At 46.6% G+C, this 17,907-nt stretch carries 18 protein-coding genes; 1 reads left to right on the forward strand and 17 read right to left on the reverse strand.

Translation table 11 applies throughout. The annotated features are described in order from the left end of the window. Nucleotide 1: 1 nt before the first annotated feature. The 14 genes from MDMS009_RS10775 to MDMS009_RS10840 form a co-directional block, all read right to left on the reverse strand. Complete coding sequence (locus MDMS009_RS10775; RefSeq protein ID WP_008291327.1) at nucleotides 2–1,528, reverse strand: monovalent cation/H+ antiporter subunit D; 1,527 nt, start codon at nucleotides 1,526–1,528, stop codon at nucleotides 2–4. Further along, nucleotides 1,525–1,905: a Na+/H+ antiporter subunit C gene (locus MDMS009_RS10780; RefSeq protein ID WP_043888203.1), complete on the reverse strand. Its 381-nt coding sequence runs from the start codon at nucleotides 1,903–1,905 to the stop codon at nucleotides 1,525–1,527. Before MDMS009_RS10780 ends, MDMS009_RS10775 begins: the two co-directional genes overlap by 4 nt. Further along, nucleotides 1,906–4,725, reverse strand: coding sequence for a monovalent cation/H+ antiporter subunit A (locus MDMS009_RS10785; protein WP_008291333.1), 2,820 nt, complete (start codon nucleotides 4,723–4,725; stop codon nucleotides 1,906–1,908). 108 nt (nucleotides 4,726–4,833) lie between these two features. Continuing rightward, nucleotides 4,834–5,223 carry a c-type cytochrome gene (locus MDMS009_RS10790; RefSeq protein WP_237700516.1) on the reverse strand — a complete coding sequence of 130 codons (390 nt, stop codon included), beginning with the start codon at nucleotides 5,221–5,223 and terminating at the stop codon, nucleotides 4,834–4,836. A gap of 176 nt (nucleotides 5,224–5,399) precedes the next feature. Next, nucleotides 5,400–6,416 (reverse strand): zinc-binding alcohol dehydrogenase family protein, encoded by a 1,017-nt coding sequence (locus tag MDMS009_RS10795; RefSeq protein ID WP_008291534.1) that lies wholly within the window; start codon nucleotides 6,414–6,416, stop codon nucleotides 5,400–5,402. A gap of 270 nt (nucleotides 6,417–6,686) precedes the next feature. After that, on the reverse strand, nucleotides 6,687–7,112 hold the full coding sequence (locus MDMS009_RS10800; RefSeq protein ID WP_043888204.1) for a DUF1841 family protein: 426 nt from the start codon (nucleotides 7,110–7,112) through the stop codon (nucleotides 6,687–6,689). A 2-nt stretch (nucleotides 7,113–7,114) separates the two neighbouring features. Next, nucleotides 7,115–7,768: an endonuclease III gene (gene nth / locus MDMS009_RS10805; protein ID WP_008291459.1), complete on the reverse strand. Its 654-nt coding sequence runs from the start codon at nucleotides 7,766–7,768 to the stop codon at nucleotides 7,115–7,117. A 3-nt stretch (nucleotides 7,769–7,771) separates the two neighbouring features. Next, nucleotides 7,772–8,461 (reverse strand): electron transport complex subunit E, encoded by a 690-nt coding sequence (locus tag MDMS009_RS10810; protein ID WP_008291747.1) that lies wholly within the window; start codon nucleotides 8,459–8,461, stop codon nucleotides 7,772–7,774. Beyond that, a complete protein-coding gene (rsxG, locus tag MDMS009_RS10815) occupies nucleotides 8,458–9,093 on the reverse strand; it encodes an electron transport complex subunit RsxG (protein WP_008291388.1) in 636 nt (211 codons plus the stop codon). Before rsxG ends, MDMS009_RS10810 begins: the two co-directional genes overlap by 4 nt. Further along, the gene (gene rsxD / locus MDMS009_RS10820; protein ID WP_043888205.1) at nucleotides 9,093–10,124 is read right to left on the reverse strand and encodes an electron transport complex subunit RsxD; all 1,032 of its coding nucleotides are present in this window, start codon (nucleotides 10,122–10,124) and stop codon (nucleotides 9,093–9,095) included. Before rsxD ends, rsxG begins: the two co-directional genes overlap by 1 nt. Before the next feature lie 4 nt (nucleotides 10,125–10,128). Next, nucleotides 10,129–11,655, reverse strand: a complete 1,527-nt coding sequence (gene rsxC / locus MDMS009_RS10825; protein ID WP_008291744.1) for an electron transport complex subunit RsxC — start codon at nucleotides 11,653–11,655, stop codon at nucleotides 10,129–10,131. Then, complete coding sequence (gene rsxB, locus MDMS009_RS10830) at nucleotides 11,652–12,212, reverse strand: electron transport complex subunit RsxB (protein ID WP_043888207.1); 561 nt, start codon at nucleotides 12,210–12,212, stop codon at nucleotides 11,652–11,654. Before rsxB ends, rsxC begins: the two co-directional genes overlap by 4 nt. A 4-nt stretch (nucleotides 12,213–12,216) precedes the next feature. Continuing rightward, the gene (gene rsxA, locus MDMS009_RS10835) at nucleotides 12,217–12,798 is read right to left on the reverse strand and encodes an electron transport complex subunit RsxA (protein ID WP_036312856.1); all 582 of its coding nucleotides are present in this window, start codon (nucleotides 12,796–12,798) and stop codon (nucleotides 12,217–12,219) included. 202 nt (nucleotides 12,799–13,000) lie between these two features. Beyond that, nucleotides 13,001–14,059, reverse strand: a complete 1,059-nt coding sequence (locus MDMS009_RS10840; RefSeq protein WP_008291562.1) for a 3-deoxy-7-phosphoheptulonate synthase — start codon at nucleotides 14,057–14,059, stop codon at nucleotides 13,001–13,003. Nucleotides 14,060–14,203: 144 nt separating this feature from the next. Here MDMS009_RS10840 and MDMS009_RS10845 point away from each other — a divergent pair, with 144 nt between their 5' ends. Beyond that, the gene (locus MDMS009_RS10845; RefSeq protein WP_237700517.1) at nucleotides 14,204–14,950 is read left to right on the forward strand and encodes a MaoC family dehydratase; all 747 of its coding nucleotides are present in this window, start codon (nucleotides 14,204–14,206) and stop codon (nucleotides 14,948–14,950) included. A gap of 44 nt (nucleotides 14,951–14,994) precedes the next feature. Here the strand turns inward: MDMS009_RS10845 and nhaD are convergent, their stop codons facing one another. The 3 genes from nhaD to MDMS009_RS10860 form a co-directional block, all read right to left on the reverse strand. Then, nucleotides 14,995–16,440, reverse strand: coding sequence for a sodium:proton antiporter NhaD (gene nhaD / locus MDMS009_RS10850; protein WP_008291354.1), 1,446 nt, complete (start codon nucleotides 16,438–16,440; stop codon nucleotides 14,995–14,997). Between the two features lie 82 nt (nucleotides 16,441–16,522). Next, nucleotides 16,523–16,996: a low molecular weight protein-tyrosine-phosphatase gene (locus MDMS009_RS10855; RefSeq protein WP_008291683.1), complete on the reverse strand. Its 474-nt coding sequence runs from the start codon at nucleotides 16,994–16,996 to the stop codon at nucleotides 16,523–16,525. Between the two features lie 10 nt (nucleotides 16,997–17,006). Next, the gene (locus MDMS009_RS10860) at nucleotides 17,007–17,888 is read right to left on the reverse strand and encodes a fructosamine kinase family protein (protein ID WP_008291711.1); all 882 of its coding nucleotides are present in this window, start codon (nucleotides 17,886–17,888) and stop codon (nucleotides 17,007–17,009) included. Nucleotides 17,889–17,907 lie beyond the last annotated feature (19 nt).

Genomic DNA, 17,907 nt, shown 5'->3' on the forward strand with positions numbered 1-17,907 from the left:
GCTATTGTGCCCCCATGCTAGCGGGTTGGCTTAAAACGGCGTTAATGTAATCACCGCTGTTGTTGAGTTGTGAGGCAATGCTTTCGGTCAGTTGTGTCACCGGTCCCGCCAGAACAACCAGAACAGGGCTTAACATAAGCAACAGCAGCATCATGCTGAATCCGGTTTTCCTCACCTGCTGCCCATCATGATCGCCTTCCGAGTCAATCTGATAGAACAAAATAGATCCCGAACGTGCCATGGCAATAACTAATAGCAAGCTGGCTATTAGAATGGCGAGATAAATCCAGAGTACATACTCATGAGCTAAAGCGGCATCAAGCAATAACACTTTACCGAAAAAGCCTGATAGCGGTGGCATACCGGCAATGGCTACAGCTGCAAATAAGAACAGACTACCAATGACGATAGCTGAGGGCATGGCTGGTGCAGAGCGCAAGCGATCGGCATAGCTGCCACGCGCTTCAGCAATGACATCGGCTAGCAAGAATAAGGCTGCACCAATCAGGGTTGAGTGAATGAGATAATATAAGCTAGCTGATAATGCTTGTTCTGTATTGATACCGATACCGATTAATAGTGTCGCGACAGAGGCTAGAATGAGGTAAGCCACTTGCTCTTTCAGGGCGCGTGCAGCGGTAACGCCAAGGGCAGCTAATAAGAGAGTGATCATGCCCAACACCAGAACAATGTCAGTATGCAAGTCTGTCAAAAAGCCTGCTTGTTCGTTAAACAAGGTGCCATGAACACGGATGATGGCATAAATCCCCACTTTGGTCATAATCGCAAACAAGGCGGCAACAGCGGCTGATGTGTGGGCATAAGCACCGGGTAACCAGAGATACAGTGGGAAAATGGCCGCTTTAATGCCAAACACGACCAGTAGTAATAATGCTGCCGCAGAGACAATGCCTTGATCATCGGTACTGACAGATCCCATCTTATGAGCAAGATCAGCAATATTCAGTGTGCCCAAGATGCCATACAGTGTCCCCACTGCAAATAAGAATAACGCTGAACCAACCAGATTAATGACGACATAGTGCAGACCGCCTTTGGTCCTGAAACGGCCGCCGCCATGCAGTAACAGCCCATACGAGGCGAGCAACAGTACTTCAAAAAAGACAAATAAATTGAACAGATCACCGGTTAAAAATGCGCCATTGAGACCAAATAACTGAAGCTGATAAAGCACATGGAAATGCTGACCTTTTTCGTCGAGGCGTTGACCGATTGCATAAACCAAAGCAAACAAGGCCAAAAGCGACGTCAGTAGCAACATTAATGCAGCAAGCTGATCCAAAACCAATACAATACCGAAAGGGGCTGACCAGTTACCAAGCAGGTAAACGTGATAGTCACCTTCAGTGGCAGATTGCAAGGTGAAGATTGTGAGCAGTAACAATGCTGCGGTAAGCGCTAAACTGATGACACGCTGTAATCCCAGGCCACCGCGACGTGCAAAAAGTAGTAAAAAACCTGCCACTAGGGGCAATAGAATGGGAAGGATGGCAAGCTGTGATGTCATGAGCTTGCTCCCGATTTTGACTCATTTTTGTTGTTTGCTTGTTCCTCGGCAACATAAATCAGGCCATCAACATGATCATTACCCAGCTCGCTACGAGCTTTTAGCGCCAGTACAATCAAAAATGCTGTCATACCAAAAGCAATGACGATGGCTGTCAAAACCAACGCTTGTGGTAAAGGATCTGTATACGCCGTTGCTTCAGGTCTGATGATTGCTGCCTGGCCGACTTGTAATCTGCCCATAGCAAAAAGAAAGACATTGACGGCATAAGACAACAAGGTGAGCCCTAAGACTAAGGGAAACGTCCTAGCGCGTAACACTAAATAGACGCCACTGGCAGTCATTACACCGATGACCAGAGACACTAACCACTCCATTTATGAACGCTCCTGTTCGAATACCTGATGCGATGCGTGGCTGAGTTTGCCCAGTTCCACCAGAATCAATACGGTGGCGCCAATCACAACAAGGAAGACACCCAGGTCAAACGCCATGGCACTGGCAATTTCGAATTTACCGACAATAGGCCATTTCACATAGGTGAATGCGGATGTTAAGAAGGGATATGACAACATCATTGCAACGATGCCGGTAATGACAGCTGCCATCAGACCCAAACCGATGACAACATGCATATCGGTTTTGATGCGAGCATTGGTCCAATCAATACCATTCGCCAGATATTGAGAAATCAAGGCAACCGCTGCGATCAAACCAGCGATAAAGCCTCCACCGGGTAAGTTATGTCCACGCAGGAAAATAAACACAGCAACCAGCAACATTAAAGGGAAAAGTAAGCGGGTTAAGGTTTGCATGATAGGAGGATGCGGATCATGATTCCACTCACGTCCATCAATATCCCGCATTGGTGCTGGTAGGCGCAGGTTTTGTAATAGCGCAAAAATACCTAAGCCTGCCAATGCAAGCACAACGATCTCACCCAAGGTGTCAAAACCACGGAAATCAACCAAAATGACATTCACGACGTTGGTGCCACCACCACCCGGTTTACTATTTTCAATAAAGAAGTCAGAAATCGGCGCGTAGTCACGGCTTAATACTGCCATTGCCAGCATCATCACACTGACACCAGCGGTGACAGAGAGTATTAAGTCACGTGTTAAACGCTTGCGACTACGCTCCTGTGGCGTATGTTGAGGCAAAAAGAATAAAGCCAGTAGCAATAAAACAATTGTGACGACTTCTACTGAAAGCTGGGTTAAGGCCAGATCGGGGGCTGAGAATTTGACGAAGCCCAATGACACAATCAAACCAATTACACCAACGATAATCAATGCCACTAAACGTCGTTTGTGCATATAAGCGGTGATGATACTGGCCACAATTAAGACACTTGCCATGGCCAGTGTCAGTAAATCTACGCTTAGTAGCGATCTGTCGCCGAGAAGAGGGCTATCAAACTGACTAAAGCCGAACACCAATGCGACAACAGCAGTCACCAAAACCCAACTCACCGCATTTTGTAAGGAGCCTTGATCGAATAAGCGGCTGACTTTTCCAGCAAAGACCAGTAAGCCGTGTAAGAACATATTAAATAATGTTCTTGCATCAATGCGAGGCAAGGTTTCATCATGCCAGCGGAATAATTTATGCCGGTTAAAATAAACTACTGCGCCAATTCCCATGGCGATAAAACTCATGATAAGCGGCAGGTTCAGGCCATGCCAGATAGCAAGACTGAACTCTGGCGGTGTTGTTTGCAGACTGGCTGCGACGGCAACGGACAGAATCGGAGCGACGAGTATCATTGGGGCAATACCGACGCCCAGACATAACATCACCAGAATATCGACAGGTATTTTCATAAACCTGGGTGGTTCATGGGGTGTTTTGGTCAAACCTACCGGTTCGCCATTAAAGAATACGTCGTGAATAAAGCGAAGAGAATAGGCGACAGAGAAAATTGCGCCTATGGTAACCAACACCGGAATAGCCCACATAAAGCTATTACCATCGGTCGCAGTGACAGCTTGTTCAAAGAACATTTCCTTACTTAAAAAGCCATTGAGCAGTGGTACACCAGCCATGGCCGAGGCAGCAATCATCGCCAATACAGCGGTATGAGGCATATATTTCAGCAAGCCGTTGACTTGTCGCATATCGCGAGTGCCACACTCGTGATCAATAATCCCTGCCACCATAAATAATGAAGCCTTAAAGGTCGCATGATTAATGATGTGGAATATTGCGGCAACAGCCGCTAATTGCGTACTGAAACCAAATAATAAAGTGATTAAGCCCAGGTGACTGATGGTGGAGTAGGCCAGCAGACCTTTCAGGTCGTGCTTGAATAAGGCGGTATAAGCACCAAGTACCATCGTAATCATACCCGCACCACCCACTAACCAGCCCCAGGCTTCGGTGCCGGATAATGCCGGGAACAAGCGCGCCAACATGAAAATACCGGCTTTTACCATGGTGGCAGAGTGTAAATAAGCTGACACTGGTGTCGGTGCCGCCATGGCATGTGGTAACCAAAAGTGGAAGGGGAACTGTGCTGATTTGGTAAAGACACCTAATAAAATTAAGACCAAAGCGGGTAAGTACCAATCATGCTGGCGAATTTGATCACCTGCAGCTAGTACCTCAGTCAGATTGAAACTGCCCACGATATGACCAATTAACAACACACCCGCTAGCATAGCTAAACCACCAGCCCCGGTGATGGCTAATGCCATTCTGGCACCGTCACGTGCATCTTGTTGATGTTGCCAATAACTAATTAATAAGAAAGAAGTCAGGGAGGTTAGCTCCCAGAATACGACCAACTGGATTAAGTTTTCAGACAAAACAATGCCGAGCATGGAACCCATAAACATCAACAAATAGGCGAAGAAGCGCCCCATGGAATCTTTTGCTGACAAGTAATAACGGGCATACAAAATGACTAATAAGCCAATCAGTAGAATAAGCAGGGTGAATAATAAAGCTAGCCCATCAAGCCTGAATGCAAAGTCCAGCCCCAAACTGGGTAACCATGACCAACTTTGAATAAGCGTTTGGTTATCAAATGGCAGGTGAATGATGGGGCCAAGCAATGCCAGAGATAGCAATGTTACTAACGCTGCCACCCATGCAGATGCCTGTCGGCTAAATTTAGCGGCATAGGCTGCAAGTGGCGCACCAAGGAATGGAATCAGTGCAATAAGCGGTAAGTTAAAGGCGAACAGATTCATCAAATTTAGTCATCATTCTCGATTAAGGTAAGCGCGCTTGTCTGAAAATAAATGGAACTGTCACGGGCGGGACAGTTCCATTTTGGATAACTTAAGAAATACAGTAACTTATTGTGCTTGTTGCACCATGTAATCAACAGCGGCTTTAATATCATCATCACTCAAATCAGCACGACCACCTTTTGCAGGCATCATGTTAAAGCCTTCAATCGCATGCTTATAAAGCGTTTCAATCCCTTTCTCAATGCGTGGTGCCCAGTCGCTGACGTTGCCTAATTTGGGTGACTGCATCAAGCCAGCACCATGACAGGCCGCACAGACTTGGGTGACGAGTTGCTCGCCAACCCCACCGGCAGTGTCAGCGGTTTCTGTGACGACTGGCGCTTCAACAACGGGTGGTTCACCAACGGTGACTTCAGCAACAGGCTTAATGCGTGACTCGACAGTTTCTGCGTCCATTTTTTCCGGCTCTGTCACATTCTTAGCAACATCTTGCATGCTATTGAAAATGATCAAAACTAAACCAAACAAAAGGGCAAACGTAACCAGACTGCCTACAAAAAATCTACCTGATGTGTTGCTATTCATCATTGAACCTCAGCGTCATTTAAGAATTGCGCTAATTATACGGTTATCGCCCATGGCATGCCACGACTTAGCAGTGTTATTTGTCGCTACTCGGTGTCAATCGCTTCCAAGCTAATCTTACCTAATGTCTTACCAGACACTAGCATTTGATGAGCTAGGGTAATGGTTTCTTCGCTCATCGGTCCGAGATTTTGTTGCATGGTGCAGCGAAGCATATCGTCATCAAGCATTTCTGCAATGCGGTTAAGCAGTTGATGTTGCGCGGTTATATCGGCGGTTTCATACATCGGACGGGTGAACATAAACTCCCATACGATGCCCGCGCTTTTTGTTTTTAATAGATCGATATTGTGATTTTTCTGGCTGGTCGCGACATAGCAAATAAGCCCCTGTGGCGCGATTAATTCTGCCAGTTGTTCAAAGTACGGATCCGTGTCGCCCAGGCACAAAATATAGTCCGGAGGATTGATACCCAGCGAGGCATACTCTGTATTTAATTGATAATGGTTGATGACATGGTCGGCACCGAGTTCTCTGCACCATGTGATCGACTCATCACGTGAAGCAGTTGCGACCACATTGAGTTCGGCGATTTGCTTTGCAAGCTGAATTGCAATTGAGCCGACACCACCAGCGGCGCCCACGATGAGCAACGTTTTGCCTTTATCGATATTGGGATGAATTCGCATTCTGGAAAATAACGCTTCCCAAGCCGTAATACTGGTCAATGGCATTGCAGCCGCTTGCACAGCGCTTAATGATTTTGGCGCAAAGCCAACAATGCGCTCGTCGACGACGTGGTGACTGGCATAACAACCCGGACGGCTGATATCTCCGGCATAAAAGACCTTGTCACCTACTTTAATTAACTCACAATCATCACCCGCAGCAATCACTGTTCCGCTGGCATCCCAACCGATAACCTTAGGGGACTCAAGCTGACCCTGAATGCCTGATTTAACCTTGGTATCAACTGGGTTTACTGCGATAGCATCAATTTTAATGAGAAGATCACGACCACTGACGGCAGGTATCGGTAAAGTGAATTTGACGGGCTTTGTATCGTTCGACTGGAAACCCAGGCAGGTCATTTCTTGGCTCATTATCTTTCTCACTGCAAACGGGGTAACCATCATAAATAAAGGGTTGAACAAATGCCAGTAACAGAGAATGACACGGTGTTCTTGTCTTTAGCATGACGACTTCATGGTGAATTGACTAAGATGTGAATTAGACTCACTGGCCTGGGTTTTCTAGCTTGCTTAGCAAGATGTATATTGAGTGCTGCTAATAAAGACAGCTGAACACGAACGATAATTGACATGCTGAGTGCAATGATAAATAGGTACTGAAAAACAGTGATTATCACTCAATCAATTGAGCAAGGCCTGTAATGCTTCTAGGTAGCGTGTTTCTGAAGGTGGTTGATTGTCACGCTGTGCCTGCCATAAGGCCTCTGCCAAAGCTTCCATCATTTCATGTTCAGCTTTGTGGCTATCACCAACTTTTTGCAGCAATTGCTGATACACGTCCCGAATACCTGCAGGGCGATCAGTACTGATTTGTTCGTGCAGTGATAAATGTAAACCCATGTGCAGGTATGGATTGGTGTCACCTGACTCAACGAAATATTCCTGCTCAAGGTGTGTTTTCTTTTCAAATACAGCATGATATTCAGGATGCATCTGAAGCACCTGTGCAACGCTTTGCTCTAAAGCTGACAGAGTTTGGGGTGACTGCATTTTTAGCCATACAGTGTGATAAAACTGGCGAAGTTGATCCCGGTTTTGACTAAACATAATTAAGCAGAGTGCGAGATACGACGTGTTTGATCACGAAAATAATCACACAAATGTGTGACGCAGCATTCTTCACATTTGGGTTTACGAGCCGTGCAAACATAACGTCCATGTAGGATAAGCCAGTGATGGGCATCAAGCATGAATTCGGCAGGTACGACTTTCATTAATTTATCTTCAACTGCCCTGACTGTTTTCCCCTTAGCTAGACCGGTCCGGTTTGATAGTCGGAAAATATGGGTATCAACCGCCATCACCGGTTGTTTGAAGACGGTATTCAGTACCACGTTGGCTGTTTTACGACCGACACCCGGTAAAGCCTCAAGTGCGGCACGATCAGCTGGCACTTCACCATTATGTTGCTCGATTAGCTGACGACAGGTTTTGATAACATTTTCAGCTTTGCTATTAAACAAACCGATGGTTTTGATGTACTGCTTCAGACCGTCGACACCAAGCTGATAAATAGCTTCAGGCGTATTCGCGACGGGATAAAGTTTATCCGTTGCTTTGTTAACGCCAACATCGGTGGCTTGTGCTGATAGGATAACAGCGATCAGCAGTTCAAACGGGCTGGTGTAGTTGAGCTCTGTCGTGGGAGCCGGGTTCTGTGCCCGTAAGGTAGCAAAAAACTCCTGTCGCTGCCGTTGATTCATGGTCTACCCAGCCGCTGTTTCAGCTTCTGCATCAATAGGTGCGGCTTTGACTTGACGATTTTCCAGTTTGACATCAATAACGTTTTTCAACGCTACAATCAGACCCAAGCCAATAAATGCGCCTGGTGGTAATAGGGCCAATAAGAAACCACGGTAATCCTCAATAACGGTAATGGTAAGGCCTCGTGCCGCCTCGCCAAACATCAGGTACGCTTGTGACAGCAATGTGCCCTGACCAATCAATTCTCGCATGCCACCCAACACCACCAAAACCGCCGTAAAACCAATTCCCATCATCAGACCATCGAGCAGGGAAGGGCCAACCGAATTACGCGCAGCAAAGGCTTCGGCACGGGCGATAATGGAGCAGTTAGTTACGATCAGTGGGATGAAAATACCCAGGATCAGATACAGCTCGTGAAACCAAGCGTTCATTGATAATTCGATAATGGTGACTATCGAGGCGATAATCATGACGAATACCGGCAATCGTGCTTCATCTGGAATTTGATTACGCAATAATGAGATAAGACCATTAGAAGCGACCAGAGTTATGATCGTCGCTAAGCCTAAACCAAGACCATTAATCACAGTATTGGTTACCGCTAACAGTGGGCACAAACCTAACAGCTGTACTAAAGCCGGGTTGTTTTTCCATAGTCCTTCTTGAATGATTTGTTTATACGCGTTCATTTTTTATCCTCGGTGACGGCAAATAACGCGTCACGATGCGCACGAAAATATTCCAATGATTGTTTCACCGCACCGACAACAGCGCGTGGTGTAATGGTGGCTCCCGTGAACTGATCAAATTCACCCCCATCTTTTTTCACCTTCCATTTAGCTGAAATCGGTTTATCCAGCGACAAGCCTTCGAACTGTAAAATCCAGTCCGATCGTTTTTCATCAATTTTGTCACCCAAGCCCGGTGTTTCTTTGTGATTGATAACACGAACACCAGCCAGCGTACCGTTATGATAAATACCAACTAACATTTTAATTTTTCCTGAGTAGCCGTTGGGTGCCACTACAGTGAATACCGCGGCAACTGGATCGCCTTTAGAGCGAGCACGAAACACACGTGTTGGCGTCTCAGTTCCCAAGTTTTTCGTGGCAGGCAACGTCACGGTATCCGTTAAAATTGCATTGTCGTATTGCTCATGTGGAATCAAGGCATTGATGCCATCAAGTAATGCCTGACGCTGGTTTTCCTGGATTTGATCGCGCGTGTTTTCTTCAGTAAACGCAACTAAAGTCGTGGCCACGATAGCAAACAAACCTAATAACAGGCCCACACGTAGAATGTGTTTATTTAGCTCTGCCATTATTTGACTGCTCCATACACCTTGGGTTGGGTGTAATAATCAATCAGTGGCACCGCCATATTCATTAGCAATACAGCGAAAGCCACACCATCAGGGTAGCCGCCCCAAATTCGAATAATATAGGTTAAAGCGCCCACACCCGCACCAAATACGATGCGGCCTTTCACGGTGGTTGAACCGGATACCGGATCGGTGGCAATAAAGAAAGCGCCGATCATGGTGCCGCCGCTGACTAAATGAAACAGGGGAGAGCCAGTTGTTTCAGGGGCAAAAATAGCTGTGATACTGCTAAATACAAAAATGGTAGCCAGCATTGCAAGTGGTACGTGCCAATTAATAACACGGCGATAGATAAGATATAGACCGCCGACAGCAAACCAGACATTAATCCATTCCCAGCCAAGCCCACCAAAAATACCAAACAGGTTTTGGTTAACAATATATTCAGGCAGAATTTGTTGCCCGATCTGGGTTTTCATTGCATCCAATGGCGTCGCACCGGAAACCGTATCCATGGCTAGGCCTGATGACGTTTCACCATGAAAAATCAGTTGAAACGCGCTCATGAAATCAACAGGGTTCTCACTGAGCGAGATGACTGGCAGCCAGGTTGTCATTTCCAAAGGGAACGACACTAATAGCAAGACATATCCGACCATAGCGGGGTTAAACGGGTTATAGCCCAAACCACCATAGAGGTGCTTGGCAAACACGATAGCAAACATTACCCCAATGGTTGTCAGCCACCATGGTGCTAGAGGTGGTATCGCGACCGCCAGTAATATCGCGGTAACGGCTGCACTGCCATCTGTTATAAACGGCTTAACCGGGCGCTTGCGAATTTTCAGCATGACCGCTTCACTCGCCAGGGCGACGGCTAGCGCTAACGTGATGTTAATCAATACTGCCGGACCAAAAAAATAGACCATGGCGAATACGGCTGGAATCATTGCCAGCAGCACTTGCAACATTTGCAACGTGACGCGGTTAGCCCCTGCTAAAAATGGTGGGCTTATCCGGAATATACCCATGGATTTAGTTCTCCTTGTTTTCCGTGGCTGTTGTATCAGCCTCGGCAGCGGCTTGTTCTTGTTTTTCTTTTTTAGCTTTAGAAGCTGCCAGAGCCGCTTTACGCTGGCGTTGACGCTCTTCTTTTTCCTGTTTTTCTCGTTCAAGTCTGGCTAGGCGGGTTTCAAAACGTTCGCGTGCCAGATCCGATTTTTGATGCTCACGCTCCTGATTCATGATTTCGGTTTTGGCAAAACGGAAATACGACACCAGTGGAATCTTACTCGGACAGACGTAATCACAGCAGCCACATTCAATACAATCGAAGAGGTTGTAGTCCCGCGTTTGGTCAAAATCTTTGGCACGTGAATGCCAATATAATTGCTGCGGTAACAAGCTGGCAGGGCAGGCAGTGGCACAGTCGCCACAACGGATACAGGGCAGCGGTTCACTGGCTGGAGCGGCATCATCCACGCCTACCAAGATACAGTTCGCTGTTTTGGTGACAGGCAAATTATCACCCGACAAGTTAAAGCCCATCATCGGACCACCCAAAATAAAAGGCTCATCAGGCTGACGCTTGGTTTCAGCAAATGCCAGTAACTCGGAAATAGGTGTGCCAAATAATGTTTCGAAGTTACCGGCATGGGTCACATCCGTGCCGGTAACCGTGACGATACGTGAGATCAGCGGTTCGCCATGATTAATCGCTCGACCCACCGCATAAGCAGTCCCCATATTATGGCTGACAATGCCGATATCAATCGGCAAACCATTTGATGGCACCTGTTTACCGGTCACCACTTGAATAAGTTGCTTCTCACCACCCGTCGGGTAACGGGTCGGAATCACCATGATACTGGTGTTCTGCAGTTGTGGACGTGCGGCTAGCGCCAGTTCCATTGCTGAAACGCCTTCCGGCTTATTATCTTCAATGGCAAGAATGACGTTACGTGCACGCAATGCATGCTGCATGATTTCTACACCATCGAGAATGCCTTCAGCTCTTTCACGTAGCAACATATCGTCACAGGTGATGTAAGGTTCACACTCGGCACCATTCAGCAGCAAGGTCTCGACATCATGATGTACACCAGGATTCAGCTTAATAAAGCTTGGGAATCCGGCGCCACCTAAACCGACAATGCCGGCGTCACGGATGATCTGACGAATTTCATGAGCAGACATATCGCGGAAATTTTTGACGGGCTGACGTTCCAGCCACTGATCTTCACCATCGGTTTCGATTGTGATGCATGGCGCATTTAAACCAGAAGGGTGCGGAATCGCTTGCTCATCAATTGCTTTGATGGTGCCTGAGCTCGGCGCATGCAGACATACTGAAACATGGCCCTCTGCTCGGGCAATACGTTGTCCTTTTAAAACCTTATCACCGACCTCAACAATCGGCACAGCGGCGGCACCGATATGTTGTTGTAACGGCAAAATCAACGTTTTCGCCAGTGGCGTTTTGCGAATGGGGGATTGTGTTGATCGTTTCTTGTGACCGTTAAGTTTCAGACCACCTGGAAATGAACCTAATGGTTTACTCATGAGCGACCTCCACGTTCCAACTGAACGTGAGAAGGGTCGGGCCAACGCCACGTATTTGGATTCTGAGCAACTTCCACCATATCAATACAATCTACCGGGCAAGGTTCGACACATAACTCACAGCCTGTGCATTCATCCGCAATGACAGTGTGCATATGTTTAGCAGCGCCTAAAATGGCATCCACCGGGCAAGCTTGAATACATAAAGTGCAACCAATGCAACGATCTTCGTCGATAACGGCAAGTGTTTTGGGCTTTTCGACGCCACATTCTTCATCGAGAGGTTTGGGTTCGACATCAAGTAGATCCGCCAAAGCCTGAATTGTGGATTCGCCACCTGGTGGACAACGGTTAATATCCACTTCACCTGCGGCAATTGCCTCTGCGTAAGGACGGCAGCCGGCAAAACTACATTGGCCACATTGCGTTTGAGGCAGAATTTTATCGATCTGATCAACGATGGGGTCGCCTTCAACCTTAAATTTGATTGAAGCAAATCCCAGTATCAAACCCATTACTAACGCCAGTAGCGTTATCGCTATTATTGCTGTCAACATGGGCTTATACCTTGACCAATCCGGTAAAGCCCATAAAGGCCATCGACATTAATCCGGCAGTAATTAAGCCAATCGCCGCACCTTGGAATGGCACGGGTACATCGGCAGCAGCGAGACGTTCTCGCATTCCAGCAAAAATAACCAACACCATTGAAAAGCCAATCGCCGCACCAAAACCATATAAAGCCGACTCGATGAAGCCATGCTGTTCCTGCACATTCAACAACGCAACACCCAATACGGCGCAGTTAGTCGTAATAAGAGGTAAGAAAATACCCAACACTTGATACAACAATGGACTGGTTTTATGCACAACCATTTCTGTAAATTGCACAACGACCGCGATCACAAAAATAAAGCTGATGGTACGCAGAAATTCGATATTAAAGGGCGCCAATAGGTACGCATTGATCAGATAACTGCTGATAGAGGATAAAGTCAGCACAAATGTGGTGGCAAGCGCCATCCCCATAGCGGTTTCCAACTTACGGGAAACACCCATAAACGGACACAGCCCTAAGAATTTCACTAGAACTATGTTGTTTACAAAAATCGTGCTTATCAATATCAGGGCATAATCTGCCATTAAATAACCTACTGATTTTCTCAGGAATTAGTTGACATTTGAGCATGAGAGCGACTCAGCTGCAAATCGTTAATCGCTAATTATAGCTTAAAAAGGCAAGTTTTCGAAGCGTTGAAATGGATATTAACGCTTGTTCAAGAAGGACTTAGCCAGTGGTGTTGTCGACAACAACGGCGGCGCGAAATATCCTGACTACAGCAGATTAATCTTTTTGACGACGCTGCTTGACTGATTGTGCCAGTTCACGCAATAAACTATCAGTATTATCCCAAGCCATACAGGCATCAGTAATGCTTTGGCCGTAGGTTAATTTTTTGCCTGGTTCGGCATTCTGGCGACCTTCGACCAAATTGCTTTCCAGCATTAATCCGATAATGCGTTTGTCACCTGAGGCTACTTGTGAAGCAACATCACGACAGACAGTTTCTTGTTGTACATGGTTTTTACCACTGTTTGCATGACTGCAATCAATCATCATTCTGACATCTTGGCCTGAACGACCAATTACTTCTGCTGCCGCCCCGACACTAGCCGCATCAAAGTTCGGTTCACGGCCACCGCGTAAGATGACATGACAGTCTGGATTGCCTGTTGTAGAGAAAATTGCCGAACGGCCTTCTTTAGTCACCGACATAAAGTGATGTGGCTTTGAGGCAGACAGACAGGCATCAACAGCGATTTGTAAACCGCCGTCGGTAGCATTTTTAAAACCGACCGGGCAGGACAGGCCCGACGCTAACTCACGATGCGCCTGACTCTCAGTTGTACGGGCACCAATTGCGCCCCATGCCACTAAATCAGCGATGTATTGCGGGCTGATAAGGTCTAAGTATTCTGTCGCTGACGGCACACCCATTTCCGCGAGATCAAGCATCAAGCGGCGGGCAATGAGCAAGCCATCGTTAATCTTAAAACTACCATCGAGGTAGGGATCATTGATTAATCCTTTCCAGCCAACGACCGAACGCGGTTTTTCAAAATAGACGCGCATGATGATGTGAAGCTCATCACTTAATTCTTCCTTCAATGGCTTAAGTCGTGTGGCATACTCACGTGCAGCATCGGGATCATGAATTGAGCAAGGGCCGACAATGACAATCAGTCTGTCGTCTTTCTTGTGCAGAATTTTCTGCGTTGAATTACGCGCATTGAATACCGTCTCCGAAGCTTGGTCGGTGATGGGAAGTTCTTCGTGTAGTTGCGCCGGCGGAATAACTTCCTGTATGCCAGTAATTCGCAGATCGTCTGTGCTGTAAAGCATGGTAAGGTGTAACCAAAAATTTTAAACGTTAAATTGTACCTGTTGCGCCAGTTTTGCGCTATCTCTGGCTGTACTGGAAAACGGTTCATACACAGACTCTTGTGAGTGATATTTGTTCATCTATCATTGCATATTCCATGCTTTATGAACTCTGACGACGGATTACGTCAGAATATTGTCATCGACAAGGGGAAGGATCATATGATGCGGTTGGTAGAATCTCTTAAGCATGGCCAAGAAAAGCTTGAGTCCATCAATACGGAACTCAAGCACAGAGTGGAGTCAACTCTGAAAACCTGGCCAGAAACGATTAATAAAAAAGTGACAGACATCCGTAATATGTCCTTGCCGTGGACACAGTATTTTCATTTCTTTGATGAGGTGGAAGCACAACAGCCCATCACTGAACACAAGGCACTTAGTGACAAATTCATCGACTTGCACCAGCGCTTACTAGCCAGTCTGGGAGAAGAGAGCTTTGTCGGTGAGTGGGTTGAGGTTGACCAGCATAAGATCGACCAATTTGCTGAAGTCACCGGTGACCATCAATGGATTCACACAAATCCTGAAAAGGCAGCACTGGAGTCACCGTTTAAGCAAACTATTGCTCATGGTTTTTTGACCTTATCACTGATTCCACAACTCACAGATACCGTAAACCCGGAAAAAAATGATTACCCTGAAGCACGGCTCGTCGTAAATTACGGAATGAATAAAGTGATTTTTCCAGCGCCAGTCAAAGCGGGGAGGCGAATACGTGCCAGAACCCGTATCATTGACATCAAATCACTGCGGCGCGGACTCGAGTTGGTCAGAGAAGTGACAATTGAAATCGAAAACAGCAAACGACCAGCTTGTATTGCTGAGATGATATTGCGACTGTACGACTAAATCCGGCAGTGGAACGGCCATCTGGCCGTTCCTTTACTTCAACTTTAATGAACAACCTGTTCAAACAGTGAGGCATTAAGCCATAAGTGAACCCAAATACTCGCTGCGTAGCCTAAGGCAATTGCCCAGGCCCACTTCAGGTGGGTAAAGAAGGTATAGATACCGCGCGCCTGTCCCATCACGGCAACACCAGCCGCAGAGCCAATCGACAATAAAGAGCCGCCCACACCCGCTGTGAGTGTGACTAATAACCATTGACCATGGCTCATATCAGGCATCATAGATAAGACAGCGAACATGACAGGGATGTTATCTACCACTGCAGAAATTATACCGATCAGAATATTCGCTGTGGTCGGACCTAAGTCGCCATACATCAGTTCTGACCCCAGTGCCAGATAACCAATTGTGCCAAGACCACCGACACACAGAATGATGCCATAGAAGAACATCAATGTGTCCCATTCTGCACGCTCAATTTGTTGAAAAATATTAAACGGTTTTCTGTCTGAACCGACTTGTTCCAATTTCATTAGAATGCGCGATTCACGCAGCTTCAACACATAACCATAAATTTTCAAGAAACCAAGCCCCGTCATCATGCCAACAACGGGTGGCAAATGCAGGAAGTTATGCGCACATACCGCCATAGCAATGGTCAGCAAGAACAGACCGATAACAACAAAGGCGCCTTGCTTTAATTCCGCTTTATCTTGATTTGCTTCAGGTGTTGCATTCTTCATTGCCAACGACATTATAAAGGCGGGTACAAACCAATTGACGACGGAAGGAATGAAGAGGGCAAAGAATTCATGGAAATCCACCACACCTTTTTGCCAGACCATTAATGTGGTGATATCACCAAATGGACTGAAAGCCCCTCCGGCATTAGCTGCAACGACAATATTGATACAAGCCAGCGAAACAAATTTGATGTTTGACCCACCCACAGCCATCACCACTGTAGCCATCAGAAGGGCAGTGGTTAAGTTGTCTGCAACCGGTGAAATAAAGAAAGCGAGTAAGCCGGTTAACCAGAAAATGGTTCTGAGTGAGAAGCCTTTGTTAATGAGCCATGAGCGAAGAGCATCAAATACACCACGTTCCCCCATGGTGGCGATGTAGGTCATCGCTGCTAACAAGAATAAGAATAACTCGGCATATTCCAGCAGGTTATGCCGAATCATGATTTCAGCGGTGTGGTGATATTCTGAGTCAGGTTGTTGGGCGTAAACGAATGCAATGAGTGCCCAGATGATGCCAGCAGCCACCATCACGGGCTTGGATTTACGCATGTGAATTTCTTCTTCCACCACCACCAAGGCATAAGCAAAGACGAATAACGCTATCGCGGTATAGCCCACCCAATGAGCAGTGAGATCTAAGAATTTGACGTTATCTGCTGCAAAAGCAAGTTGGGGTATAAAGGAGAGAATCAGGCCAAACAGCGCGGCAGTGACGGCAGTATGGCCTTTGGATGAAGCGTTCACGTTGCAAATCCTTGTTGAGTTTCAGATCAGCGTGCAATCATACGCCGCCAGAAAATCAAAGCAACTACCTAAAACAAAGTACTTATTTATTAGTAACGCTGTTGTAGAAACCCAATGAGGCATCCTCTACTAAATCGAAAACATGATTAAACCCATTTTGCCCACCATAGTAAGGATCAGGCACATCGCGCTCTTCACGCATAGGCGCATACTCCAGAAACATCTTCACTTTCGCTAAGTGTTCGCTCGGACAGGCATCAGTAAGTATCTGATAATTGTCCTGATCCATGGCCAGAATGTAGTCAAATTCTTCAAAGTCAGCGTGAGCAAACTTGCGTGCGCGAATGAATGATAAATCAATGCCGCGTTGTTTCGCCGTTTGCTGAGCACGCTTATCCGGTTGTTCTCCAACGTGATAAGCATGCGTGCCAGCTGAATCGATTAAAAAGCGGTCACGACTCCCATTTTTTTCAACTAGATTGGTAAACACACCTTCCGCGGTAGGTGAGCGACAGATATTGCCCATGCAAACAAACAAGACTTTGATTTGGCTCATTTTTCCTCTTTTATGCTTGTGCTAGTAAACGATCAATCATAGCTTCAGCCTGACCCAGATAGCCAGCGCCGAACAGATTGAGATGATTAATAATGTGGTACAGATTATAGAGTGTTTTACGCATCTGATAACCCTCATTGACAGGGTAGATATCGTTATAGGCAGCAAAAAAATCACCGCCAAAACCACCGAATAATTCCGTCATAGCCAGATCGGCTTCACGATCACCATAATAACAAGCGGGATCAAAGATGACCGGGTTACCCAACTCATCTGCAGAGGCATTACCGCCCCATAAATCCCCATGCAAAAGAGAAGGATGCGGCTCATGACCGTCTAGCAAACTACTCAGACTTACCAATAGTTTTTCACCCTGTGACTGCAGACGACCACCAAAGCCATTTTTGGCTGCAAACTCAAGTTGCTTGCCGAGTCTTTCCTGTTGCCAAAACGTCAACCAATCGTGTTGACGGTTATTAATCTGTGGTGTGCTACCAATGGTGTTATCCATGTGCCAACCAAAATAGGGTTGCGGCTTTTGATGTAAGGCGGCTAGTTGTTGCCCCAGCATGGTGGATGCATGGCCTCGCAAGCTGCTCAGTGAAATATGTTCCAACGCCAGATAGCTATGGCCATCGGCAACGCCATAACAAATGACCTCAGGAACACGAACAGCATTAATAGCGTACATCTCCTGCAACCCTTGAGCCTCAGCTTCAAACATGTCAGCCAGATGTGGGCTATTCACTTTAATGAAGTAGGATTGATCATCACTATCAAGCCGGTAGGCGGCGTTAATACAACCGCCACCGATACTACTGATAGAGGCCTTGGACAAGGACGAGTCTGTCGCTGTCTCTATTGCTTGAATAATGTCTTCAAATTGAGCCATAGTCGCTTTCCTGTTGTCA

It is taken from the genome of Methylophaga thiooxydans DMS010 (genome assembly GCF_000156355.1).
GTDB classification, from domain to species: domain Bacteria; phylum Pseudomonadota; class Gammaproteobacteria; order Nitrosococcales; family Methylophagaceae; genus Methylophaga; species Methylophaga thiooxydans.

Coding starts and splice junctions, on each gene's coding strand:
- MDMS009_RS10775 (WP_008291327.1), bottom strand. CDS start 1,528: ATGACATCACAGCTTGCCATCCTTCCCATTCTATTGCCCCTAGTGGCA.
- MDMS009_RS10780 (WP_043888203.1), bottom strand. CDS start 1,905: ATGGAGTGGTTAGTGTCTCTGGTCATCGGTGTAATGACTGCCAGTGGC.
- MDMS009_RS10785 (WP_008291333.1), bottom strand. CDS start 4,725: ATGAATCTGTTCGCCTTTAACTTACCGCTTATTGCACTGATTCCATTC.
- MDMS009_RS10790 (WP_237700516.1), bottom strand. CDS start 5,223: ATGCAAGATGTTGCTAAGAATGTGACAGAGCCGGAAAAAATGGACGCA.
- MDMS009_RS10795 (WP_008291534.1), bottom strand. CDS start 6,416: ATGAGCCAAGAAATGACCTGCCTGGGTTTCCAGTCGAACGATACAAAG.
- MDMS009_RS10800 (WP_043888204.1), bottom strand. CDS start 7,112: ATGTTTAGTCAAAACCGGGATCAACTTCGCCAGTTTTATCACACTGTA.
- nth (WP_008291459.1), bottom strand. CDS start 7,768: ATGAATCAACGGCAGCGACAGGAGTTTTTTGCTACCTTACGGGCACAG.
- MDMS009_RS10810 (WP_008291747.1), bottom strand. CDS start 8,461: ATGAACGCGTATAAACAAATCATTCAAGAAGGACTATGGAAAAACAAC.
- rsxG (WP_008291388.1), bottom strand. CDS start 9,093: ATGGCAGAGCTAAATAAACACATTCTACGTGTGGGCCTGTTATTAGGT.
- rsxD (WP_043888205.1), bottom strand. CDS start 10,124: ATGGGTATATTCCGGATAAGCCCACCATTTTTAGCAGGGGCTAACCGC.
- rsxC (WP_008291744.1), bottom strand. CDS start 11,655: ATGAGTAAACCATTAGGTTCATTTCCAGGTGGTCTGAAACTTAACGGT.
- rsxB (WP_043888207.1), bottom strand. CDS start 12,212: ATGTTGACAGCAATAATAGCGATAACGCTACTGGCGTTAGTAATGGGT.
- rsxA (WP_036312856.1), bottom strand. CDS start 12,798: ATGGCAGATTATGCCCTGATATTGATAAGCACGATTTTTGTAAACAAC.
- MDMS009_RS10840 (WP_008291562.1), bottom strand. CDS start 14,059: ATGCTTTACAGCACAGACGATCTGCGAATTACTGGCATACAGGAAGTT.
- MDMS009_RS10845 (WP_237700517.1), top strand. CDS start 14,204: ATGAACTCTGACGACGGATTACGTCAGAATATTGTCATCGACAAGGGG.
- MDMS009_RS10855 (WP_008291683.1), bottom strand. CDS start 16,996: ATGAGCCAAATCAAAGTCTTGTTTGTTTGCATGGGCAATATCTGTCGC.
- MDMS009_RS10860 (WP_008291711.1), bottom strand. CDS start 17,888: ATGGCTCAATTTGAAGACATTATTCAAGCAATAGAGACAGCGACAGAC.